The following is a 22,415-nucleotide window of genomic DNA, read 5'->3' as shown; positions in this document are numbered from 1 at the left end:
AAACTTATGCTCGCGAGAGCTGATTAGCTCAGTCGCCATTCGTTGAACTGTTCTGTGATATGAGCAAGATTTGGCCCCCACCACTCACCATTGAAGAGGAATCCCGCATCGAAGTTTTTCGGCGCGGACGGCAGCAAATCCAGCACCGAAGGGGCGACGAGCGGAATCGCCTTACGATTGGTTGGCCCATATGCGATGTATTTCGTGAGTTCGGCCTGGCGGTCCGGACGAATCGCGAACTCGATAAATCGCATCGCCTGATCGTAGTTCTTCGATCCTTTTGGAATCACCCAGCCTTCATATGAGATCGCGGCGCCATCGTAGGAAACGCGAATAGGCTTGCCAGCGAGTTGGGATGTCACGCCCCGAGTCCACGGGGTCATTACAATCTCGCGCGATAGAAGCATCTGCTCGACTTGCGGGAACTGGGTCCACCAGACGGCACTTCGCTTGAACTTTTCCAAGCTCTTGAGAGCCCTTTCAACGTCTAGAGGGTAGAGCTTGTCTTTCGGAACGCCGTCCGCCAGGAGGGCGAACTCCAAGAGGTAAGTGACCGAAGAGAGCATTCCCCGGCGCCCCTTGAATTTCTCCGTATCCCACACGTCACGCCACGTGGTCGGTACCGACGGACCGCTAAACACCTCGTTGTTGTAGGTCAGTTGCGCAGCGAACGTGACGCAGCCGCAGCAATAATCGGTCACCGTTTGGGGAAGCAGGTCCGCCACCGAAAATCGGCTGTAGTCCAGCTTCTCAAGAAGGCCATCGAGCAGAGCCGTGTAGCGAAGGCGATCTGGGAGCGAGATCAGATCCCACTCAACGTTGCGGGAGCCCACCTGCGCCTTCAGGCGCGCCAGCTCGACGCCTGTCGTCGCAACGACGCGAATACCGGTCTCCTTCTCGAAGGGATCGAACAGTGCCTTGACTTGCCCCTCTTGATAAGCGCCGCCGAAGCCAGCAAAAACAAGTTCCGTGCCGTTTTGCGAGCGGGCGGGAATAGCGGGAAGCGCAAGCGCTGCGGAAGCGGACGCTATCGCGGCAACGAAGCGCCGCCGCGTGGTCGTGCGGCTTTCGAACGTCATGTGAGGTTTCCTTTCGGCATTGGGGAGATGAGCACCAACTCGGAAGGGTGCCAGGAAACTCGAGCTTCTTCGCCCGTCTCGGGCAGCCATCGAGAATTCCCGCCGATCGGCTTCGATAAAAGCAAGGTGCCGTCGGACAACTGCAGCGTCACCCGAAAAGTGTCGCCGCAGAAGATGCGCTGAAGGACCCGGCCTCGCAGTTCACGAGAAGCATCTGCGGTGGGCGGGAACAGGTCGATTGCCTCGGGGCGAACGATACAGGTTACAGATGCACCCGAGCCAGTTGAGGAGGGGGCGTCGATTTGGACTCGCAGCCCTGAGCCTAATACCAACTCAGTTCGGCCTGAGCCCGCTTCGATGCACCCTTTGAGGACGTTAGATTCACCTAGGAATCCAGCAACAAACTCATTCCGGGGCCGATAGTAGAGGTCCGCGGGCGCACCCACCTGTTGGACCGCGCCATCATTAATAACGACGATGACGTCCGACATCACGAGTGCTTCGGTTTGATCATGAGTGACCGCGATGGTGGTGATCTTCAGCTCGCGTTGAAGATTGCGGATCTCAAGCTGCAGCTCCTCGCGCAGGCGCTTGTCAAGCGCTGCCAGAGACTCGTCCATCAGCAGCACCGGCGGCCGGAATATCACGGCCCGAGCCAGCGCGACGCGCTGCTGTTGACCACCGGACAGGTCCGAAGGCCGTCGATTGGCCAAGTGCGAGAGCCGCACCATCTCAAGTGCTTCTTGCACCGCGCTCTCAATCTCGCGCCTTCGCATCCCGCGCATTTGAAGTGGGTAGGCTAGGTTGCCGGCGACTGTGAGATGTGGGAACAGGGCATATTGCTGAAATACAAACCCGACATTTCGCTTTTGCGGGGCCAAGCTCGTGACGTCACGGTCACCTATCAGTATTGCCCCCGTAGAAGGCCGCTCGAACCCAGCAATCATTTTGAGCAGGGTGGTTTTCCCAGAGCCACTCGGGCCCAGCAAAGTCACGAATTGCCCCGACTCAATCGAGAGCGTCGTCGGACGCACAACTTCGAGTGTTCCGAAACGCTTGCTTACGCCGCGGATCTCGAGCCCGCCGCGGGCGCGCGCCCCTGATCGTTCCTCACCCATGCTCATCGAACTCAGTGATTTAGGAGGCTGCTGATATGCTAAATGAATTCTTGGCATAAATGTAGGACCTATGATATTTGTCCGTCAAGCAAATTGTTGGACCAAATGGCCAAGTTGGTGACCGTTATGAAGCCTGAGAAGCCGCCCCTGGAGATCGACGTCATTCAGACGCCCAAGAAGTCTGGAGTGCTCGCAGCCATGCTGCGCGAGAAAATCTTGAGTGACGAGTTGCAAGAGGGTGATCCCCTTCCCTCCGAGCGAGAACTTGTAGAACGGACAGGGATAAGCCGGACCTCCGTTCGCGAGGCGCTTAGCCTCCTGGAAGCAGACGACCTCATCACAACACGGCCAGGGCGAAACGGCGGGGCCGTTGTGCAGAAGCCTGGACCGGCGATCATGACTCGCCCGATTCAACTCCTGATCCGTGGCCGCCGGCTGCCTTTTCAAGCGGTCATTGAAACTCGAGAGGCGCTGGAGCCGAGTGGCGCGAGTTTAGCGGCGATCCACCGCACCAACGACGACCTTGAGCGCATGGAGCGCGCTTGCCTGGAACTGGAATCATCCTTGGAGGACGTAAGCCGCTATCTGAAGGCCAATACGAAGTGGCACTTAGCGGTGATGCAGGCGAGCCACAACGACTTGTTGATCGGATTTATGCTCGCGATTTCAGACGTCATGCATGCAGCAACCAACATCGACGAATTCAATACGCCTGAATCGCGGCTTGCGGTAGCCAAAGCCCATCGGCGCGTCATGGATGCCATCTTGCGCCAAGACGCCGCAGCCGCGCGCAGGCGCATGGAACGACATGTGGTCGCTTATTCAAAGCAAATCGCGCCCCATGCACCAGCCAACATCTCCCTCGAAGACTAGACAGCAGACTGAATATGAGCATTGATCTCACCATCGAAGACGGAATAGCGACGGTAACTATCAATCGTCCTGATCGCCTCAACGCGCTAAATCAAGAGCATTATCACTCGCTTTCTGCAGCGTGGATAGAAGTTCGGGACAACGCAAATATTCGCGCAGCCATCGTCACCGGTGCAGGCTCGAAATCATTCTGCGCAGGCGCCGACCTGAAGGAGTTCATACCAAACCCGCCGGGCGCAGGCGAAATGTGGCTGACACAAACGGATCAGCTTCTCAATCGAGGGTTGGAGGTTTGGAAGCCCATCATCGCGGCCGTGAACGGGTGGTGCTTGGGAGGTGGAATGACACTCCTGTTTGCTACCGATATTCGCATTGCCGCCTCCCACGCTCGCTTCGGATTGCCGGAGATTAAAAGAGGAATCATCGCAGGCAATGGCGGCACGCAACGGACGCTGATGAACTTGCCGTATCCACTCGCGATGGAACTACTCCTGACCGGCGATGATGTTGATGCGGAGACAGCGAGCCGTTGGGGAATCATCAACAAGGTAGTTGCACCCGACGAGTTGATGCCTGCAGCGCTGGAGTACGCACATCGGATTGCTCGCAACGCGCCGCTCGCTCTGCAGGCGTCAAAGGAACTTGCCCTTCGCAGCAGGGATGTCGATTTGGCAACGGGGCTCCGAATAGAGCAGATGTTCAATCGGTTTCTTATGAGCACGCAAGATGCGTCTGAAGGCGCCCGGGCGTTCACCGCAAGTCGGCCGCCCAAATTTATCGGAAATTGAACGGTGATGCACCTGCGTTGTAAAGTTTACCTAGGATGGAGCGCCTCGGCGAGGAGCGGGAATCATGTGTTGATTCTACTCACAAAAATCCGCGCGTTATGGATAGTGACCTGCCACTGAAGTTTCATCCAGCGGCAGTTGGAGTCTCGGGGGTTTGTACGCCAAGTGGCGCGGGTGGAGCAACGGGCGATCGGCGGAGCTGGTCGGGGTTGCGCAACCGATCGTCCGTTGCGGTGAGGTGGGCGGCATAGCCGCGGGGGTCAGGTATTTCAGCGACGAGTGGGGGCGCTGGAGATTGTACAACAAGGCTTGAGAACGCCCACGGGACCGTATGCCGTGAGGTTCTGTACCGGCATCACCCTTGGGCAGGCCGCGAGGTTTTCGTCCATGGTGTGATCGAGAAGGCGGACGGCGTTGTTTTCCGCTGCACGCTGGATGGATCGGAGACGCAGCGTTTTCTGGAGATCCGATCCTGGATGTTCGACCGCGCGGCATGTGCTCGCGGTGGCAGCCTAACGGCAGAGCCCTTTGTCAGCCTGGAAGCGCTCAACGCGTTGTCGTCGCTTGTCGATTCAGCGGTCAAGAGCGCGACATCATCATTGAATGAACCGCTTTCCGGTGCATGCGGAGCTTCTCACGATCGGAATCGGGGAGAGGCTCATGGCAAGCAGGACGGCGATATCGGCGAACCCGGTTCGGCGCAACCGGCGGTTCAGCGTGCATCAGATGGACCTGTTCACGGGGGGCATAGCGCACGGCGTCGTCGGGGTACCGGAATGGCGGGACCTGCCGAAGGAGGCGCAGGATGCGCTGGTGAACTTGATGACGCAGCTGGTGCTGGACCATGCACGGGTAAGCGCAACGCTCGCGAAGAGGGAAGACGGTCATGATCAGTGACAAGGTCCGCCCTCATCATCTCGAGCGCAAGGCGATCCTCTATGTGCGCCAGTCCTCCGCCCATCAGGTTCTGCACAATCGTGAGAGCAGCGCGTTGCAATACGCGATGCGCGACCGATTGACGGCGCTGGGGTGGTCCAAGATCGAGGTGATCGACGATGATCTTGGGCGTTCCGCTGCCGGCGGCGTCCAGCGCGCGGGCTTCGAGCGGATGGTGGCCGAGGTCTGCCTCGGCAAGGTCGGCGCAGTCTGTGCGCGGGAGGTCTCGCGCTTTGCCCGCAATAGCCGGGATTGGCAACAGCTGATCGAGATGTGTCGCGTCGTCGACACGGTGCTGGTTGACCAGGAAGCTGTCTATGCTCCGCGGCATGGCAACGACCGACTGCTTCTGGGGCTGAAGGGAAGCCTCAACGAGTATGAGCTGGACCTTTTGCGACAACGCTCGCTCTCGGCACGCTTCGAGAAGGCCAGCCGTGGCGAACTGATTGCGGCCACGCCAGTCGGTTTTGTGAAGGTCGGTGATCGCTACGAGAAGGATCCGGACCGGCGTGTGCAGGACGCCATTACGCTCGTCTTCGACAAGATCGAGGAGCTCGGGACCGCGCGGCAGGCGCTGCTGTGGTTCCATGAGCACGGCCTCGACCTACCGGTGAAGCAGCCGAACGGTAACACAGCCTGGCGGCGGCCCAGCTACGCGACTCTCCACAGGATGGTCGAGAACCCGGTCTACGGCGGAGCCTACGCCTATGGTAGAACAGCCGTAGCGACGGGGTACGGCGTCCATGGCGCAGGCGCGAAGATCCGCCGGAAGGCGCGCGCCGAGTGGCTTGTCCTCAAGCCGGACGCCCACGAAGGCTATGTGAACTGGGAGAGGTTCGAAGCGATCCGTACAATGGTCTCCAGTAACGTGCCCACGAGCCGGCATCATGGCGCGCCTAAGCATGGCGAGGCACTGCTCGCTGGGCTCATCCGCTGCCGGCGTTGTGGCCGCAAGCTGACGCTGCGCTACAGCGGCATGAAGCATCACATCCCCCGTTACAGCTGCTCGCGCGGCTGGATGGACAACGGAGAACCGCGCTGCATCGCGTTCGGTGGCTTGCGCGTCGATGATGCGATCGAAGGGGCACTGCTCGGCGTTGTCGGGCCCGGCGCCATTGCGGCGGCTACGGCCGCCGCAGCCCAAGCCACACATCAGAGGGATCAGGTTCGCGAAACGCTCGGCCGTGATCTCGAAGCGGCCCGTTACGCCGCCGATCGCGCCTTCCGGCAATATGACACGGCGGATCCGGCAAACCGCCTGGTTGCCGCGGAGCTTGAGACGCGCTGGAATCGCTCGCTTGCCCGCGTCGCCGAGGTAGAGAGCAAGATTGCCGCGCATGATGCGACGACCGCACCGACAGCGATCGATCCAACGATGCTCAGCGTGCTGGCCTCAGACCTCAAGTCAATCTGGTCAGGGCCGACCATCGATGCGCGGCTGAAGAAGCGCATCGTCCGTACGCTGATCCACGAGGTCGTTGCCGATATCGATGACGAAGCGTCCGAGATCGTTCTTGTCGTGCATTGGGCGGGCGGCGCTCACAGCGAGATGCGGCTGCCGAAGCGTCGACGGGGGCAGCGTAACAGCACCCCCGATGACATCATCGCAGCCATCCGGCAACTGGTGCTGATCGCCAGCGATGACCTGATTGCGGGCCTGCTCAACCGCAACGGCCTCAAGACGGGCAACGGCAACCGTTGGACCCGTGAGCGCGTCACAACCACGCGATCTTATCATCGGATACCCGTCTTCCGGCGGGCCGAGAATAGCGTCGAGCCATGGCTCAATCTCTCCGACGCCGCCAGGCTTCTCAAGGTCACATCCAAGACGCTGCGCTTGGCCGCAGAAGCTGGTCAGATCGAAGCCGTCCACCCTCTGCCGGATGGGCCATGGATCTTCGCGCGCGCGGCCTTGACCACGGATGCCGCCACATCCATCACCGAACGAGCGCGGCAGAACCCAAGATACCCCGCAGGATCGCATCCCGATCAACAAAGTCTCTTCTCTTCAACAACATAGACAAATGGGTGTTCTGATGCGCGATTGTAGTCGTCGACCCAGGCAGCGATCTTGGCGCGGGCGTCGTCGAGATCGAAGAATAGGGTTTCGTTGAGCAGCTCATCGCGCATCCGGCCGTTGAAACTCTCGACGAAGCCGTTCTGCATCGGCTTTCCCGGTGCGATGAAGTGCCAATCGATGGCTGAGTCCTTGCACCAGGCGAGCATGGCGTTGCAGGTGAACTCGGTGCCATGGTCGGACACGATCATTCCTGGCTTGCCGCGTCGCTCGATGATTGCCGTCAGTTCGCGGGCCACGCGCCGCCCCGAGATCGACGTCTCTGGAATGGCGCCCAGGCATTCCTTGGTGACGTCGTCGACGATGTTAAGGATGCGGAAGCGTCGGCCATTGGCGAACTGGTCGTGAACAAAGTCCAGAGACCAGCGTGCATTGGGCTTGGTGTCCACCAGGATCGGGGCACGGGTCCCCACGGCCTTGCGACGAGCCCGCCGCTTGCGGACGGGGAGCCCTTCCTCGCGATAAAGCCGGTAGATCCGATTGATACCCGACGGCTCGCCCTCCCGCCGCAGCAGGACGAACAGCCGGCGGTAGCCAAAACGTCGCCGCTCGTTGGCGAGGTCACGCAGCCGCCCGCGGAGAACCGCGTCCGGAGGACGGCTGGAGCGATAGCGGATCATCTTCCGATCCGCGTCCACAATCGAGCAGGCCCGCCGTTCCGACAGGCTCATCACGGCCTGCAGATGCGCGACCGCTGCGCGCTTGGCGGCGGGCCCTACCATTTTTTTGAAAGGAGCTCGCGAAGGGCGGCCGCATCCAGCATCTGCTCGGCCAGAAGCTTCTTCAGCTTCGCGTTCTCCTCCTCCAGCGCCCTCAGCCACTTCGCCGCGGTAAGCCGTGGCTCGGAAGCTCACTGTGCTCTGCTGGCATTTATTGACGAGGGGCGAAGATTACCTGTGGGCCCGCCCAGCACAGGTCGCCAACAAGACCCGCGCGATGCAACTTCAAGCCGGACTTCCGCAACAGAAGGGCAACCGGCGTGGACCAGCCTATGCCTACAACATCAAGGCGCTGCGCGACCGCGAGATGTCGATTGCCGCCCAGGCGGAGCGAAGCTACGAACGGTTCATGTCGCAGTGGAAAGCGCGGCGCCAAAACCCGGCGCGCGGGCGCCTCAGTTCGGCAGGACAAAATAGGCAATCCGGTGACGCTTGCAGCCGACGCGTCACGCTTCGCCACGAGGTCGCCCGCGCCCAACAAGCATAGTCGCTGCTGACGGCAACTTCCAGCGGCTGCGAGATCGGTGGCCGGGACGGACGAATGACCCGCGGTGCGACCGACAAAAGAATGGACTTACAGCGATTTCTGCAATCGTCATCTCGGTCATAAAAAAATCGCTTGTCCATCTCATCCGTCGGGCGCGAATGATCCCAATGCTCGGCCGGGAAGTCGTCGAAGGTCAGCAGCGTGTGTCGATACTTGCTGAGGCAGTCAGCCGCCTTCTCGTATTTGGGCGTGTAGCTCTCGATGAAGGCGTCGAACGCGAGCTCGGCGGCAGCCTTCGTTTCGGCCATCCAGATCTCCTGCAACGCGCGTTTGGTCTTCGGCTGCTGGCTCTTCGGCAGCTTGGCGAGCACGTTGGCGGTCTTATGCACCCAGCAGCGCTGCTCGCGCGTTTTTGGCTAGACCTCGCCGGCGCCCCTCCAGAACCCGAGTGCGCCATCGGCAATGACGAACTGCGGCCGCACGTCGAGCCCGCGCCGCTTCAGATCGGGCAGCAGATCGCGCCAGTCCTGCGCGCTCTCGCGAGCGCCGTCGGTGAAGCCGACCAGTTCCTTGCGGCCTTCCGGCGTCGCGCCGATCAGCACGAGGATGCACTGCTTTTCGTCTTCGAGTCGCGCTTCAAGATGGGTGCCATCAGCCCAGATGTAGACGTAGCGCTGTCGCCGACAGATCGCGCTTCTGCCACGCGGTGTGCTCGTCGAGCCAGCCATCCTTCAAGCGACCGATGGCGGATGCCGACAACCCGGCAGCATCCTTGCGGAGCAGCGCAGCCAGCGCCTCCGAAAAGTCGCCGGTCGAGATCCCCTTCAGGTAAAGGATCGGCAACAGCGTCTCGATCGACTTCGTCGGCATGCGGACACTTTGGGATCAGGTGCGTATGCAGGATCGAATGCACTTCGTTCTTGAGCCGCGTGCGATGCCGCACGACCTGGTGGCGCCGCGCCACCAGTCTGCGCTTGCGTTCGGTTTCCGCATCAGGCGTCCAGATCTGCGGCAGGTAACCCGCCGCCTGCAGGGCTGGCGAGTGTACCGGCATCGATCTTGTCAGTCTTGACGTGCGCCTGAGCGACCGCCTTCACCTCCAACGGATTGGCGATAATCACTCGCGCCACGAATGGCGCTAGGACCCGCGACACCGCCATGCTATTTCCGGTCGCCTCGATCACCACTTCATCGGTCGACCGCAGACTCTTGCCCATCCCTTCAAGGGCGGTCCGGGTCATGTCGACCCGGCCGGCATGTCGAAGGATGCCGTCTTCCCAGATTACCACCTCGCCGAAGGTTCGGTGAACATCAATACCAATCACGCGTCGCATCTGCGCTCCTCCCTTCCGTTGGTTATGGCGGGAGCGGCGGGCGACACGACAACTACGGATTCGCGCTCACGGCGCAACCGGGCGAGTCGCAGAGGCGGCCAGCTACTAACACGAGCTCTCGGCTCATCGTGTGCATCGGCCTGCCCGCACCTTCGTGCTCCCGGTGCCTCTGTCCCGATGGTCGCACTATACGCCACGATGTAGAACACCGCGGCGGAACGTTGGCACCGAGAAATCTCATACCGGTTACCAACCCCATCGAGAGCGTGTTCGCGACCGTGCGGCACAGGACAGTGCGCACCAAGGGCTCGTTGTCGCCGACCACGGCCAGGCTAATGGTGTTTAAGCTGGTCATGGCCGCAGCAAAGACCTGACGGCGGCTCAAAGGCACAAATCAGTTGCCGAAGCTGATCGCAGGTGTCAGGTTCAACGACGGCATCGAGGTCATCCAAATGCCGGCGAACCACGCCACCAGATCACCTCATCACCCAAAACCCCGCATAGCTCGATAGCCTGCATGTCTCGATGCACAGGCGCAGAATTACTGCGCTGCGGCCGACGATATTGCTCAAATAGAGTGTCCCCGTGCCGGTACTAATTATTCGAGCTGAAACTTATCATCGGTGCGCTTCAAGATGCTGACCAACGCGCGGCGAGCCTATCGATGGCTGTCGCAGATCCTGCTGCCGGCCGACAGGTTGCTGACGGTGGTCGACAGGCGGACGCGATCTCGCCCCGAAGCGCTGTGGCTCGTGCACGACGATCTGGTCGCTCTTGGGGAGATCGAAAGCGATCCCCTACCCCTGCGCACTTCGACGGGCGGTCATTGGCTCCTGGAGCACGGTCGATGGTGGGACCGGTATGCGCCAGTCCATCGAGCACTGAAGAATTAAGTAGCCATGCTCAAGGCTCGCCGACAAGCCCGAGATCACTGACGGCAGCAACAATGGAGCAATCGATGAGTCAGCCCGCCACTGTCCGCAATAAACCGTCGAGCATTAAATCGTCGGATCTTACAAGCCTCACTGTCGGAGATGTCCAAGCTGCTTTCGCAAGCGGAGAATGGACGGCCCAATCGTTGGTCGAGGCGAGCCTCGACAGGGTCGAGCGGTACAACGCGAAATACAACGCCATCATCTTTCTGAATCCGTCGGCCGTCGACGACGCGAAGGAAATCGATAGGCGCCGTGCAGCTTGCGAGTGCCTTGGTCCATTGGCGGGCGTTCCGGTCGTCGTGAAGGACACTATCGATATAGCCGGCTTTCCCACGACGGCGGGATGGTCGCTGCTTTGCGGGAAAATGGGCGGGGTTGATCTTATGCCGGAGCGTGACGCTCCGGTCGTGTCCCGCTTGCGGGAAGCCGGAGCCGTGATCATCGGGAAGACAAACGTTCCGCCCCTCAGTTGGAGTGGTGCTCACGCCAATGACAGTTGGGCCGGGCCGACACTAAATGTCGCGATGCCCGACCGCGTACCCGGCGGCAGCAGTTCAGGCACCGCGTCTGCGGTTGCCTCGGCTATGGTTGTGCTCGGCCTGGCTGAAGAGACCGGTGGTTCGATCCAAAATCCCGCTTCGGCGCAGGACCTTGTCTGCGTCAAACCAACTGTCGGGTTGGTGTCCAACGCGGGCGTTATGCCTCTATCGGGAAATCGGGACGTCGTCGGTCCCATTGCTCGATGTGTGCGTGACGCGGCCATTTGCCTAGATGTGCTTGCCGGCTACACGTCAGAGGATCCAAAGACCCTCGCGGGTATCGGCAAGAAGCCAAAGGGAGGTTACACCTCTAAGTTTGGCGTGGATGGGCTCAAGGGCAAGCGGCTTGCTCTTTACGGCACCGGATGGCGCAATCAGCCCCTCTCAACCGAGGCGGAACAACTCTACGACAGAGCAAAAGAAGAGCTAGAAGGACTCGGCGCAGTTCTGATCGAAGATCCCTTTGCCGGTTCGGGTTTTGCGGACCTCCGCAAGCTGTCTTCTCCGCCTGCGAATTACGATGCGCGCGGCCTCGAGTCCATTCCTTACGACCTTCACAAATACCTCGAGCGGTTGGGCCCAAACGCCGCCCTAAAGACGTTTGCGGAGTTCGCTAAGGCAATCGAAAAGGAAAACCCATTCGGGCCGACGGGCCTGCTGCGCTCCCTGCATAATCTACCGCAGTTCGCGAGGATCCTGGAGAACCCGTCACAACCGCCAAACATCAGTGAGTTCATCGCTGCCAAGGAGGAGTATCTCACGATATTCGATGAGGTGCTTGTGAGCTATCACCTCGACGCCTGCGTCTTTCCGCAGATGCTTCAGGAGCTGCCGCCGCTGCACGGCAAGAAGCGAATTTGTGAGACAACGGTCGACGAAATTAACATTGCTGGTCTTCCGGGGGTTACTGTTCCCGCGGGCTACTACGCGTCGGGCTCACCGTTCGGCTTGATCTTTGTGGGCAGAATGTGGAGTGAGGCCGAACTATTGGCGTACGCATACGCATATGAGTGCGCAACGCGACATCGCAAAAGCCCCACTCTCGACAAATAGGAGGCCCAGCCAGGGCGGACGATGATTGTGGTCGGGTGGGGCGGCGATTTTGCTTTTACCGGGTCACCGGAGGCGGTTGCCCGCCCCCGGTTCCACAGAACGGGGGCGTGCGGAGTTCCCGCACCGACGCTTTCGACAGTTGGTTCACAGCACCGCAATCGCTTGCAGCTCCCGATAAGGGAGCCGCAGCTCAGGCTTCAGCAACGTTGTCCGTTCTTTGATCTGGTTGAAGGCGTCCCAAGTGAGGCGTAGGCCTATCCAGCTGCGGCTGCGCAGCATTGAAGTGGACCCGCGGAGCGGGACCGTTTGAGCCGGTTTGTCAGTTGGGAAATCCGACCGCTCCTACTTCCTTTCTATCACGCCGCCAAGAACGTTGTCTGCTGTTGCTGTGGGCATGTGGTCAACGCAGAAGGGCGTTGCCCACATGCCCATCTGTGGACGCCCCGCTGGATGCAAGCGCGCACGCGCAACAGAGGACGATCCGTGCGTCGGACCATGTGCGCTTCCAGTCGGATGAGCGCCGCGTCCGGGCGAGGTCTGCAGCCGCACCGGCGACCGGCGGTCGCTTCCCCCAGGATCGAAAAACATGAGCGCCGCTGACCCCAAGCACGTAGCCTTTGCTTTCCCGACGTAGTTGCTGTTCGACGTTACCGACACCGTAGACGGTATCACCGGCAACCCACTTGAATGGTACAGACGCGGCTATCGCGCGTGCGATCATTCTCGTCGCAAGCTTTGGTGCGGCGCGGCGATCAAAGTGAGACTGCGCATTGCCTCACCTCAATTGTTACCGGATGCTAAGCCGTTGCCTCACGTAAATTGCTCCCTTGGATCGGAAACGAGCGGGGGCGACGACGGGGTGGCTCAGCATGGCGACGCGGAAGGAACTGACGGCGGCTGCAGACGCGCGCTATCGGACGTCGGATCGCGCGAAGAAGGCGCGGATATTGGACGAGTTCGTCGACATCACCGGATTCCATTGCAAGCATGCGATGCGGCTTCTTCGAGGTCGGGAAGACGTGCGCCCAGGCCGGCGGGTGACGCCGGGTCCATAATGAGGCATAACACAACGCACCCGTGCTCCTTTGAGAGGCGTCAGACCGGATCTGCGGGAAGCGGCTGAAGGCGTTGATGCCTGCGCTGATTGCGGCGATGGAACGGCACGGGCACCTTGGCCGAGATCCGCGACAAACGTTTGGCAATGAGCGCTGCGACGATCGACCGCGCATTGGCGCGGGTCCGGGAAGGATTAGGTCGCAAGCGCCGACAGCACGCGACGCACTCGTTGCGTCGCAGTATTCCAATTCGGACGTCGGCAGATTGGAACGATCCGGCGCCGGGGTTTGTCGAGGCTGACCTTGCAGCGCATAGCGGTCCATCGGCGCGCGGCAGCTTCATCCAGACCCTCGTGCTCACCGACATTGCTACCGGCTGGACGGAATGCGGTCCTCTGATCGTGCGCGAACAAACGCTGTTGAGCACGGTGTTGACGGAATTGCGCAAACAATTGCCCTTTGCGCTGCTCGGCCTCGATACGGACAATGACACCGTGTTCATGAATGAGACGCTGAAAGCTTACTGCGATGGGGCCAACATCGTCTTCAGGCGTTGCCGGCCCTACCGGAAGAACGACCAGGCGTTCGTCGAGCAGAAGAACCGCGCCGTCGTGCGCAGGATGTCGGCTATCGTCGGTTCGAGGGCCTGGAAGCGGCCAAGCTGCTGGCTGAACTCTATCGATCGGCGCGGCTGTTCGTGAACTTCTTTCAACCCTCGTTCAAATTGATAGCCAAGCAGCGCGACGGCGCTCGTGTGCGCAAGACATACAGCGCGCCGGCGACGCCACACCAGCGCCTTGTCGCCGACGCCCGCACGCCCGACGCGGTTCGCCACCACCTCCAAGAAATCCATGCCGCTCTCGACCCGGTCGCGTTGTTGCGCGACATCCTCGGCGCGCAGGAACGCCTCGCGGCGCTCGCGGATACCTAGCCAATCGCCCATCCTGCTGCGGCATTGCAATCGATCGATCGATAGCGGTACGACGACCCCACCTCGTTTAGGTGGGCGAGATGAGCGAGACTCGTGCGTGGATAGACAACGTGAGGGACGCTCATTCCATGCATCAAGACAGACATCAAGACAGGCATGATGCCGCCTCCTATCAGCGGATCGAAGTGATTACGGGGGAGAGGCGACGGCGCAGTTGGAGCGATGCGGAGAAGGCGCGGATCGTGGCCGAGAGCGCTGATCCGGAGACGAGCATTTCCGAGGTGGCGCGACGCAACGGGGTCAACCGGGGACTGCTCAGTGTGTGGCGGCGCCAAGCGCGGCTCGCGTCGAGCGAAGCGCCGCAGTTCGTGCAAGTCAGGCTCGACGCCGCCGTCGAGGCGCAGCCGAACGCGATCGATAAGGCGCATGTTCTGGTGAGTCCGGCCGAGCGGATCGAGGTGATGATCGCGGGCGCGACGGTGCGCGTGCCCGTCGGCGTCGACGCCGCGACGCTGGAGCGCGTGCTGGCGGCGGTGAGGTCGACGCAATGATCTCGTTTGGTCCAATGGTCCGTGTGTTTGTCGCGACGCAGCCGATTGACTTTCGCAAAGGCGTTCATGGCCTGGTCGCGATGGTAGCGGAGGGATTAGGCGGCAAGCCCTACAGCGGCGACGTTTATGTCTTCCGATCGAAGCGATCGGATCGTTTGAAGCTACTGGTTTTTGACGGCTCGGGAATGGTTCTAGCGACGAAGTGGCTCGAGGATGGGGGCTTCGCCTGGCCACCTGTTCGCGAGGGTACGATGCCGGTGACGGGGGCGCAACTGGCGATGCTGATTGAAGGTCTTGCGGAGTGGTCGCGTGTGGTCCCGAAGGTGACGAAGCGGCCGACGAAAGTTGCCTGAATCGTCTTGTTTTGCTGGCGATTGCGAGTGTGTTCGTGTAGCTCTGCGATATGGCGCTTCGCCCTGAAGATCTCCCCTCTGACCCTGCGGCTCTCGCCGAGATGGTGCTGGCTTTCGAAGGCGAGAACGACGATCTGCGCGCAGAGATCGCCACGTTGAAGAGCCTGATCTTCGGCGCGCGATCGGAGCGCTCGGCAATCGTCTGCGCTGAACAGATCGCGCTCGATCTGGAACGGACCGCGGGCGCGCAGCCTCCGGCCAATGACGACAAACCGGACGCGCCGAGACCGAAGCGGCGCAAAGCGAGGCGCAACATCGGCGCGCTGCCGGCGCATCTGCCCCGTGTCGAGCGGGTGATCGAGCCGGCGTCCACGCTGTGCCCGTGCTGCACGGGTCAGATGCATCGGATCGGCGAGGAGAGCAGCGAAGCGCTCGATCGGGTTCCCGCGTGGCTGCGTGTGCTCCGCACGATCCGTCCAAAATACGCCTGCCGCTCCTGTGAGGGCCCGATTGTCCAGGCCCCGGCACCGGCGCGGCTCGTCGAGGGCGGCATGGCGACGACGGCGCTGATCGCGCATATCGCCGCGGCCAAATATGCCTGGCAATCGACGCTCTACCGCCAGACGCAGCTCCTGGCGGGCCAGGGTGTCGTCGTCGACCGTCAGACGCTGGCGCGCTGGATGGGGAGCGCGGCGTGGCTGGTCAGGGGCCTCTACGATCTGCAACTGAAGACCATGCATGGCTTCGAGCGGCTGTTCTGCGACGAGACGCCGATGCCAGTTCTCGATCCGGGACGCGGCCGCACGAGGATCTGCCAGTTCTGGGCGCACGCGACGGACGATCGGGCGTGGAAGGGGCCGGCGCCGCCGGCGGTCGCCTATGTGTTCGCAGGCGGTCGCGGCAAGAAGGAGATCGTGGCGCAGTTGGCCGGCTTCGAAGGCGTGCTGCAAGTCGACGGCTATGCCGCCTACGCCTCGCTGGTGGGCGACGCGAAGGTGTCGGGCAAGATCCAGCTGGCGTATTGTCTCGTTCACGCGCGCCGCAACTTCGTGAGGGTGCACAAGACGACGAACTCACCCCTCGCCGCGGAGGTCATCGAGCGCATCGCAGCCGTCTACGCGATCGAGGAGAGGATCCGCGGTCACGGCGCCGGGGAACGCCGCGCTGTGCGACGGGCCGAGACGAAGCCGCTCATGGAGGCGTTGAAGGCTCGTCTGATCGCGGTTAAGGACGGGATCTCCCGCCGCTCGACGCTCATCAAGGCGATCGATTACATGCTCGAACGTTGGCAGGGTCTGATGGCGTTCCTGGATGACGGGCGGCTCGAGCCGGACAGCAACACGGTCGAGCGATCGATCAGGCCGATTGCGATCGGAAAAAAGAACTCGTTGTTCAGCGGCGACGAAGGCGGGGGCGAGACATGGGCGGTACTCGCTTCGCTTCTTAACACGGCCAAATTGAATGGCCTCGACCCCGAGGCCTATCTCGTCGACGTTCTCGAACGCATGGTGAACGGCGCCACGAAGACCCACCAGCTTCACGAACTTCTGGCCTGGAACTGGAAGGCCGCGCGCGAAGCCGAAAAGCGTGCCGTGGCATGACGAAGCGGAAGCAACGGCGAGTAACGCGTAAGCCGGTCAAGACGACGATGGCGGACTATGCCATGTCATTCGAGCGGCTCGGGCAATGGATGAGCGAGCGCGCCAGGTCGCCGACGCTTCGGCATCCGCGGGCGACGTCGCTCTCTATGCTCGACGGCGCAGTGGCCGCTGTCGTCGCCGGGCCGGTCTCGATGGCCTCCGAGGAATGGGTGTGCCCGCTCCTCGGCGTCGATCCCGACGCCTTCAATCACGACACCGAGGAGTTCTCGGCGATCGCTGCCACGCTGATGCGCCACAACGCGATCAGCGAGACGCTGTCGACGAGACCGGAGCGCTTCGAGCCGCTGTTCGTGCGATCGCCGGACGGCGACGTCGACCCGCAGCCTTGGTGCATGGGCTTCTACGCCGTCATGAAGCTTCGGCTTCTCGTCTGGTCGCGGCTTCTCTCCCCGAACGGAACCGAACACCTTATGCTGCGGCCGATCCTGGTCCATTGCATCGATGACGCCGGTCGGCCCTTGCTGCCCCCGGCCCGGCGCACACTGCGAACACAACCCATCGTCCAAAACGCCTGGCGCGACATTCCAGCAACCGTCGAAGCCTTGCGGCAGTTCTGGATGCCTATGCGCTTCAAGCGTGGCGCGTAGGCCGTCCGGGCCAAGTCCGTGGCCCTCTCGTACCGCTTACGATCGATCTCTTCCTGGCAAGCCTACGAACCGCCTGGAAGGATGGAGCTATGCGACAGACGGATCGGCCAATCGTGAAACCGAAAAGAGGCGGGCGCCGTCCCGCCCCCTCATCCGGGCAACGCTAGATTTGCGAAAATGGTTTGAAGCCGAGCCCTGGCGGACTGGTAGCGAACTGCTCTCCCGGTTGCAGGTGGAATATCCTGGAGCCTATCCGAACAAGCTTCTTCGAACGCTTCAACGTCGGCTTAAATCCTGGCGCAGCGAGCAAGCGAACGGGTTATTGTTCGTTGAGCGAGTAGAGCTCCGCAGCGAAAATGCGCGTGACAAAGGGCCGGGACCGAATTTGACCGTCGACCCGAGTAAAATCCATTCACATTAGCGTCTTCAACTAGGGCAGATGACGAATCCGCTTGCTAGTTGATCGGCACGAAACTCTTCGTCGCCAAACTTGCTGCTGTTCTGGATGTTGCACATTGCGAAAACCGGTGCTTGCCGGTCCAGCAAAATCAGTAACTTACCTGCGCGAAGAAAAGGGCTTGTTACTCGTCGTCGGCCGTGGTTCGCCTGTTCCGTATTGAAACCCGAGCGCGAGACCGAGGTCGGATTTGAAGATGATGTGGGCTCTTCGAAACGCCAATTGCGGTGCGCTGCACAATATGGAATGCACAATGCTCGCTATGAATCCAGCCAATCTCCCCTTTAACTCCGAAAAGATGCTACAGGGGCTGCGCGAGTGGGTCGAGTGTGAAAGCCCGACCTGGGACGCGTGCGCGGTGAACCGCATGCTAGACATCGCAGCTCGCGACATGGCGGTCATAGGCGCGAAGGTCGAGCGCATCGCGGGCCGGCAGGGCTTCGGCGCCGTTGTGCGCGCACGCTTTCCGCACCCCAAGCAAGGCGGGCCGGGCATCCTGATCGCGGGGCACATGGACACCGTGCATCCCGTCGGCACCATCGAGAAGCTGAAATGGCGCCGCGAGGGCAACAAATGCTACGGCCCGGGCATCTTCGACATGAAGGGCGGGAATTATCTTTCGCTCGAGGCGATCAGACAGTTGGCCCGCGCCTCGTTCATGACGCCGCTGCCGATCACGGTGCTGTTCACACCTGACGAAGAAGTTGGCACGCCGTCAACTCGCGACATCATCGAGGCCGAGGCTAAGCGTAACAAATACGTGCTGGTGCCCGAACCCGGCCGGGCCGACAATGGTGTCGTCACAGGGCGTTACGCAATCGCGCGCTTCAACCTCGAAGCGACGGGCCGGCCGAGCCACGCCGGCGCAACGCTATCGGCGGGCCGCTCTGCGATCCGCGAGATGGCGCGGCAGGTTCTTGCGATCGACGCAATGACCACAGAGGATTGCACCTTCTCGGTCGGCATCGTGCATGGTGGAAAATGGGTCAATTGCGTTGCAACCACCTGCACCGGCGAGGCGCTGTCGATGGCCAAGCGCCAGGCCGATCTCGACAGCGGCGTCGAGAAGATGCTGGCGCTGTCGGGCACAACCAATGATGTAGACTTCAAGGTGACGCGCGGGGTCACCCGTCCTGTCTGGGAGCCCGACGCCGGCACCATGGCACTCTACGAGAATGCACGCGGCATTGCCAACGCACTCGGCGCCGAGTTGCCTCATGCCAGCGCCGGCGGCGGTTCCGACGGCAACTTCACGGGAGCACTGGGCATTCCCACTCTAGATGGCCTAGGCGTGCGTGGCGCCAAGGCCCACACTTTGGAAGAGCACATCGAGGTCGACAGTCTCGCGGAGCGCGGGCGGCTAATGGCGGGGCTACTGGCGACGCTGGAGTGACGGCTACGCCGTGGTTTGATAGAGCGCAGAGAACAACTCTAAGACACCAGTTTTCCGCGTCGGCGCGAGACACAAGCTGAACAAGTTCTGTCACAGTCTCGCTCACGCGCGTCGGCCTTGTGTTCGGCCGCGGCCGTGCCAAACGCTTGAGATTGAGGATGCTCCGATGCTGCAGCTTGATGGGGCCTCGGTTTCTAAGAGCCAAGGCAAGGGCTGGAACATTCCCTCGACTATTCAGACGCTGAAAGGTCGAGCCCCAATGTGAGGTGGGGCAGACATGAGTCCAAATCACCTGCTGCAGATCCAAGCTTGTGCGGCCCACAAGCTCTACGAGCTTGGCGCATTAGGCTGCGGGGAGGTGGCCTTCTTCGATGGAAGCCGCTGAGGATACGCTTTCGATCAGCAAAGCTCGTAACGGCCGATCTCGACCTCACTCAAATCCATCAAGCGACGGAGGCGATCGTCAATCGGCAGAGGCTCGTGATGTCGTAGACGGGCAATCTCGAAATTCGGCGAATTGCAGCTGCGACCAACGGAAATCCGGCACATTCAAACAAGATGACCGCGATCTCTGGATGCGCCTCACGGAGGCGCGCTACGCAAGCAGCGACGTCTTTTTCAATCGCGGCGACGTCCACCGGCGGTGCCGGACGCTGTAGCTCGTCATGCCAGAACTTACCACCTTCGATGCCGCCGATCACGATTCTCGCGCGAGTGACTGGATCATTGATGCCGAGCAAATCCTCACTGCAATGCGTCGAGTCATACGTCAGAACCGCGATTTTCGCTGGCGCAGGCAGCTGGCGCAACAACGCCGGTAATAAGAGGAGGCTCGACATCACCACGGGCACTGTCACTGAAGCAGCTGCAGCCGCTTGATGCCGTATTGAGAAGCCGCAGTTTGAGCTGATCGCGACAGCGCCCCGGTGTACTAGGCGACGAGCGGCTGCGATGTAGGGTCCCTCAAGGGACGGATCGCCCCGGACGACATTCTCCACCCACGCACCCTCGACCGTTTCGGAGATGACGGGAAAGTTGAACGTGGCCGGATTTGTCAGTGAGCCGGCTAGTGGCGTCGGATTGGGGCGCACGGGCTGCACCCCGCGTTCGAGCAGCAGTACGCCCAGCGAGGGTTGATCTTGCGATATCATAGGGGCAGGTTAGCGCAATTTTGGGGAAGAATTCCGCCAGATACGCGTCGCCGGCTTGAGAAATTCTGCGCAAATCGAGCCAATCCGAAGCAAGTACGCAGAGATGCTGCGCAATCCCAGCTGTGCTCAATCCGTTCGCGCGAAAGAGTACTGGCGAGGTTCACCGCCGGTGAACCGAAGTCTTCAATGTCGGGGACTGGCGGCCGAAATTCTTCACGCGAACGGAAGGCTACGACGATCTCGCGCGATGGGAGGCCGGTTAGTGGGAAATCTGACGGCGTGCTTACCACCAGTTACTTCGCGCCACGTCGCTTGGCAAGATCGCACCGTCTTGCGCGTTGGCAGGGCAACTCCCTAGAGAGTTTGAATGCGCGCGCGACGCAGCCTCAGAGCCAAGGGACACCGACAATCATTCCCGCGAGAGACGGGTCGCAGGGACGCCAGCATTCACTCGAAATTGGACCGCGACAAACGGCAATCTTGCCGAACATCGCCTTATTCAGGGTATAGAGCAATGGTGCGTTGCCAGTCGGCACGTTTCGCTGGGCGGCCGGCGAGATGATGCCTGCTGGTCGGCAATGACAATCAGTCTGCCGGGCATGCGCCGCTCTCGAGGCATCTGAACTCGCTACCGACCCAAAATTTCCTGAAGAACAACGATCGCGTCGCCAACGTGGAGGAAATCATGGCGAGCTTTGCTGATCTTCTATCAAAAAATACGGCGCGCATTGGCTCCACGAGCTGGAGAAGGCCGGTGTCCCTTGTGGTCCGGGAAACGACTTTCACCAGGTGTTCGTGGATCCGCACGTCGTCGAGCGCGGCATGCGGGTGTTGTGAAGCACAACTTTGAATCCGAGCTGGCCTCGATCAGCAACGCGCTGACCTTCTCGGAGACACCGATCACTGAATACCGCAGCCTGCCGCTGCGCGGCGAGAACACGCAAGGTGTGCTGGCCGGCAAGCTTGGCTATGATGAAAACAAAATTGCGCAGCTGAGGCTGTCCGGGCGATTTAGCCTAGCGGTTTCGAGCGACTGGAGCCGCGCCGGTTCGGCTTGAGTTGCAAGCTCGAAAGATTCGCATTCCTCCAGATGGCCGCAAGATTCGAGCCGAATCGCCCCTCAAATCGGAGAAAATCGGCGTTGAAGCGCCGTTAAAGTTCTCACAACGATAATAGCCGCCGAAATGTTACACAATCGCAACCAGAAGGGAGTGAACCATGAGCCTTTTGATGAACCGCCGGCGAGTCCTCCAGGCCGGCTCCTCCGCCCTGTTGGCAGGTGCCATGAATTCCACAGCCGGCGGCGCGCTGGCGGCAAATACGGATGAGCTGCGGGTCGTCGTCTACGGTGGCGACATCGCGAAGGCATACATCGAGACCTTCGTAAAGCCGTTCGAAGCAGAGACGGGAATCAAGGTCACCCCGATCACCGACCAGATCACCTTCGCGCAGCTTGAGCTCATGGTGAACTCAAAAACCGTTACTGTTGACGTCGCTCCGATCACTCAAGGCTCTGTTATCATCGGGAGCGAAAGAGGCCTCCTTGAGCCGATTGACTATTCAAAGTTCAAGAAGGACGAGCTGGACGGTCTCTTCGAATTCGTCAAGCACCCTTTTGGAGTGGGGCAGCTGATCTTTTCTTATGTCATGGTCTACAATACCGAAAAATTCCCCGCGGACAAGCCGCGCCCGACCACGTGGGCTGAGTTCTGGGACGTCAAAAAATTCCCGGGCGTCCGGTCAATGGTCTCTGGCCGGGGCGGTGGCGAGGGCCCTTGGGAGGAGGCACTGTTGGCGGATGGCGTGGCTCCAGACAAGATCTATCCAATGGACATCGATCGGATCTTCGCAAGTTTAGACAAGATCAAACCGCATATTCGTAAATGGTGGACCGTCGGCTCCGAGATCCAGCAGATCATGACCGATAAGGCGGCCGACCTTATGCAGTCCTATAGCGGGCGAACGGGGGTGGTGATTTCGAGAGGCGCGCCGATGGAAATGAACCGGACGCAGTCCAAGCTGCAGTGGGATAGTTGGGCTATCCCCAAGGGTAGCCCGAATGCTGAGAAGGCGCAAAAATTCATTGAATTCGCCACCCGGGGGGAACGCCAAGCTGCATTGGCTCGCTTGTGGCCGGAAGGCCCGACCAATCGAAACGCGTTCAAGCTGCTGCCGGAAGAGCTAGCGCGTAAACTCCCGAGCCATCCCGACTACTTGAAGACCGGCATTGTCATGAATGGGCAATGGTATAGCCAGAAAGGGGCGGATGGAAAGACCAATTCCGATCGGCTCCGCGAACGCTGGAACGATTGGATTCTTAGCTGAGCCTGAAAGTCTT

General features: G+C 60.9%; 17 protein-coding genes and 7 pseudogenes. 16 read left to right on the top strand and 8 right to left on the bottom strand.

The window, feature by feature from the left end:
* Window positions 1-23: 23 nt before the first annotated feature.
* Complete coding sequence (locus N2602_RS33125) at window positions 24-1,079, bottom strand: ABC transporter substrate-binding protein (protein WP_260380748.1); 1,056 nt, start codon at window positions 1,077-1,079, stop codon at window positions 24-26.
* A complete protein-coding gene (locus tag N2602_RS33120; RefSeq protein ID WP_260380747.1) occupies window positions 1,076-2,197 on the bottom strand; it encodes an ABC transporter ATP-binding protein in 1,122 nt (373 codons plus the stop codon). The genes N2602_RS33125 and N2602_RS33120 overlap by 4 nt, the downstream gene beginning before the upstream one ends.
* Before the next feature lie 126 nt (window positions 2,198-2,323).
* Here N2602_RS33120 and N2602_RS33115 point away from each other — a divergent pair, with 126 nt between their 5' ends.
* Both N2602_RS33115 and N2602_RS33110 read left to right on the top strand, forming a co-directional pair.
* Window positions 2,324-3,070: a FadR/GntR family transcriptional regulator gene (locus N2602_RS33115; protein ID WP_260380746.1), complete on the top strand. Its 747-nt coding sequence runs from the start codon at window positions 2,324-2,326 to the stop codon at window positions 3,068-3,070.
* 14 nt (window positions 3,071-3,084) lie between these two features.
* Complete coding sequence (locus N2602_RS33110; RefSeq protein WP_260380745.1) at window positions 3,085-3,858, top strand: enoyl-CoA hydratase/isomerase family protein; 774 nt, start codon at window positions 3,085-3,087, stop codon at window positions 3,856-3,858.
* A gap of 124 nt (window positions 3,859-3,982) precedes the next feature.
* Here N2602_RS33110 and N2602_RS33105 read toward each other — a convergent pair.
* Window positions 3,983-4,158 (bottom strand): annotated as a pseudogene (locus N2602_RS33105) (IS3 family transposase); the annotation flags it as partial.
* Between the two features lie 360 nt (window positions 4,159-4,518).
* Here N2602_RS33105 and N2602_RS33100 point away from each other — a divergent pair.
* A complete protein-coding gene (locus N2602_RS33100; RefSeq protein ID WP_128266810.1) occupies window positions 4,519-4,755 on the top strand; it encodes a hypothetical protein in 237 nt (78 codons plus the stop codon).
* Window positions 4,745-6,814, top strand: coding sequence for a recombinase family protein (locus N2602_RS33095; protein ID WP_260380744.1), 2,070 nt, complete (start codon window positions 4,745-4,747; stop codon window positions 6,812-6,814). Before N2602_RS33100 ends, N2602_RS33095 begins: the two co-directional genes overlap by 11 nt.
* Before the next feature lie 8 nt (window positions 6,815-6,822).
* On the opposite strand, the pseudogene N2602_RS33090 reads toward N2602_RS33095, so the two are convergent.
* The 3 genes and pseudogenes from N2602_RS33090 to N2602_RS33080 form a co-directional block, all read right to left on the bottom strand.
* Window positions 6,823-7,706: pseudogene (locus tag N2602_RS33090) on the bottom strand (IS3 family transposase); the annotation flags it as partial.
* A gap of 463 nt (window positions 7,707-8,169) precedes the next feature.
* Window positions 8,170-8,941 (bottom strand): annotated as a pseudogene (locus N2602_RS33085) (IS256 family transposase); the annotation flags it as partial.
* A 128-nt stretch (window positions 8,942-9,069) separates the two neighbouring features.
* Window positions 9,070-9,411: a transposase gene (locus tag N2602_RS33080; protein ID WP_260380743.1), complete on the bottom strand. Its 342-nt coding sequence runs from the start codon at window positions 9,409-9,411 to the stop codon at window positions 9,070-9,072.
* Between the two features lie 248 nt (window positions 9,412-9,659).
* Between N2602_RS33080 and N2602_RS33075 the strand changes: the two are divergent.
* From N2602_RS33075 to N2602_RS33065, 3 genes and pseudogenes are all read left to right on the top strand, one after another.
* Window positions 9,660-9,923: pseudogene (locus tag N2602_RS33075) on the top strand (hypothetical protein); the annotation flags it as partial.
* 123 nt (window positions 9,924-10,046) lie between these two features.
* Window positions 10,047-10,304, top strand: a complete 258-nt coding sequence (locus N2602_RS33070) for a hypothetical protein (protein WP_260380742.1) — start codon at window positions 10,047-10,049, stop codon at window positions 10,302-10,304.
* Between the two features lie 65 nt (window positions 10,305-10,369).
* Window positions 10,370-11,938 carry an amidase gene (locus N2602_RS33065; protein ID WP_260380741.1) on the top strand — a complete coding sequence of 523 codons (1,569 nt, stop codon included), beginning with the start codon at window positions 10,370-10,372 and terminating at the stop codon, window positions 11,936-11,938.
* A 558-nt stretch (window positions 11,939-12,496) separates the two neighbouring features.
* On the opposite strand, the pseudogene N2602_RS33060 reads toward N2602_RS33065, so the two are convergent.
* Window positions 12,497-12,677, bottom strand: a pseudogene (locus N2602_RS33060) (IS701 family transposase); the annotation flags it as partial.
* A gap of 130 nt (window positions 12,678-12,807) precedes the next feature.
* On the opposite strand from N2602_RS33060, the pseudogene N2602_RS33055 reads away from it, so the two are divergent.
* From N2602_RS33055 to N2602_RS33025, 7 genes and pseudogenes are all read left to right on the top strand, one after another.
* Window positions 12,808-13,921: pseudogene (locus N2602_RS33055) on the top strand (ISNCY family transposase); the annotation flags it as partial.
* An 83-nt stretch (window positions 13,922-14,004) separates the two neighbouring features.
* Window positions 14,005-14,475 (top strand): IS66-like element accessory protein TnpA, encoded by a 471-nt coding sequence (gene tnpA / locus N2602_RS39060; RefSeq protein ID WP_409241858.1) that lies wholly within the window; start codon window positions 14,005-14,007, stop codon window positions 14,473-14,475.
* Window positions 14,472-14,828, top strand: coding sequence for an IS66 family insertion sequence element accessory protein TnpB (gene tnpB, locus N2602_RS33045; protein ID WP_260380740.1), 357 nt, complete (start codon window positions 14,472-14,474; stop codon window positions 14,826-14,828). The genes tnpA and tnpB overlap by 4 nt, the downstream gene beginning before the upstream one ends.
* 50 nt (window positions 14,829-14,878) lie before the next feature.
* Window positions 14,879-16,429 (top strand): IS66 family transposase, encoded by a 1,551-nt coding sequence (gene tnpC, locus N2602_RS33040; RefSeq protein WP_260380739.1) that lies wholly within the window; start codon window positions 14,879-14,881, stop codon window positions 16,427-16,429.
* Between the two features lie 47 nt (window positions 16,430-16,476).
* Window positions 16,477-17,076 (top strand): UPF0149 family protein, encoded by a 600-nt coding sequence (locus N2602_RS33035; RefSeq protein ID WP_260380738.1) that lies wholly within the window; start codon window positions 16,477-16,479, stop codon window positions 17,074-17,076.
* A 38-nt stretch (window positions 17,077-17,114) separates the two neighbouring features.
* Window positions 17,115-17,497: pseudogene (locus N2602_RS33030) on the top strand (hypothetical protein); the annotation flags it as partial.
* A 298-nt stretch (window positions 17,498-17,795) separates the two neighbouring features.
* Entirely contained in the window at window positions 17,796-18,926 is a 1,131-nt protein-coding gene (locus tag N2602_RS33025) for a M20/M25/M40 family metallo-hydrolase (protein ID WP_260383766.1), read from the top strand.
* 443 nt (window positions 18,927-19,369) lie between these two features.
* Here the strand turns inward: N2602_RS33025 and N2602_RS38830 are convergent, their stop codons facing one another.
* On the bottom strand, window positions 19,370-19,783 hold the full coding sequence (locus N2602_RS38830; RefSeq protein WP_311738707.1) for a hypothetical protein: 414 nt from the start codon (window positions 19,781-19,783) through the stop codon (window positions 19,370-19,372).
* A gap of 1,127 nt (window positions 19,784-20,910) precedes the next feature.
* Between N2602_RS38830 and N2602_RS33015 the strand changes: the two genes are divergently transcribed.
* Window positions 20,911-21,135, top strand: a complete 225-nt coding sequence (locus N2602_RS33015; RefSeq protein WP_260380736.1) for a hypothetical protein — start codon at window positions 20,911-20,913, stop codon at window positions 21,133-21,135.
* 160 nt (window positions 21,136-21,295) lie between these two features.
* A complete protein-coding gene (locus tag N2602_RS33010; protein WP_247293560.1) occupies window positions 21,296-22,402 on the top strand; it encodes an ABC transporter substrate-binding protein in 1,107 nt (368 codons plus the stop codon).
* Window positions 22,403-22,415 lie beyond the last annotated feature (13 nt).

The sequence above is a fragment of the Bradyrhizobium sp. NC92 genome (assembly GCF_025200865.1).
Taxonomy (GTDB): Bacteria; Pseudomonadota; Alphaproteobacteria; order Rhizobiales; family Xanthobacteraceae; genus Bradyrhizobium.
Note: the sequence above shows the minus strand (reverse complement) of the source record. Positions and strands in the feature narration are given on the sequence as shown.

Excerpts from the sequence above, each read along its gene's own strand:
- N2602_RS33125 (WP_260380748.1), bottom strand. The coding sequence starts at position 1,079 with ATGACGTTCGAAAGCCGCACGACCACGCGGCGGCGCTTCGTTGCCGCG.
- N2602_RS33120 (WP_260380747.1), bottom strand. The coding sequence starts at position 2,197 with ATGGGTGAGGAACGATCAGGGGCGCGCGCCCGCGGCGGGCTCGAGATC.
- N2602_RS33115 (WP_260380746.1), top strand. The coding sequence starts at position 2,324 with ATGAAGCCTGAGAAGCCGCCCCTGGAGATCGACGTCATTCAGACGCCC.
- N2602_RS33110 (WP_260380745.1), top strand. The coding sequence starts at position 3,085 with ATGAGCATTGATCTCACCATCGAAGACGGAATAGCGACGGTAACTATC.
- N2602_RS33100 (WP_128266810.1), top strand. The coding sequence starts at position 4,519 with ATGGCAAGCAGGACGGCGATATCGGCGAACCCGGTTCGGCGCAACCGG.
- N2602_RS33095 (WP_260380744.1), top strand. The coding sequence starts at position 4,745 with ATGATCAGTGACAAGGTCCGCCCTCATCATCTCGAGCGCAAGGCGATC.
- N2602_RS33080 (WP_260380743.1), bottom strand. The coding sequence starts at position 9,411 with ATGCGACGCGTGATTGGTATTGATGTTCACCGAACCTTCGGCGAGGTG.
- N2602_RS33070 (WP_260380742.1), top strand. The coding sequence starts at position 10,047 with ATGCTGACCAACGCGCGGCGAGCCTATCGATGGCTGTCGCAGATCCTG.
- N2602_RS33065 (WP_260380741.1), top strand. The coding sequence starts at position 10,370 with ATGAGTCAGCCCGCCACTGTCCGCAATAAACCGTCGAGCATTAAATCG.
- tnpA (WP_409241858.1), top strand. The coding sequence starts at position 14,005 with ATGAGCGAGACTCGTGCGTGGATAGACAACGTGAGGGACGCTCATTCC.
- tnpB (WP_260380740.1), top strand. The coding sequence starts at position 14,472 with ATGATCTCGTTTGGTCCAATGGTCCGTGTGTTTGTCGCGACGCAGCCG.
- tnpC (WP_260380739.1), top strand. The coding sequence starts at position 14,879 with ATGGCGCTTCGCCCTGAAGATCTCCCCTCTGACCCTGCGGCTCTCGCC.
- N2602_RS33035 (WP_260380738.1), top strand. The coding sequence starts at position 16,477 with ATGGCGGACTATGCCATGTCATTCGAGCGGCTCGGGCAATGGATGAGC.
- N2602_RS33025 (WP_260383766.1), top strand. The coding sequence starts at position 17,796 with ATGAATCCAGCCAATCTCCCCTTTAACTCCGAAAAGATGCTACAGGGG.
- N2602_RS33010 (WP_247293560.1), top strand. The coding sequence starts at position 21,296 with ATGAGCCTTTTGATGAACCGCCGGCGAGTCCTCCAGGCCGGCTCCTCC.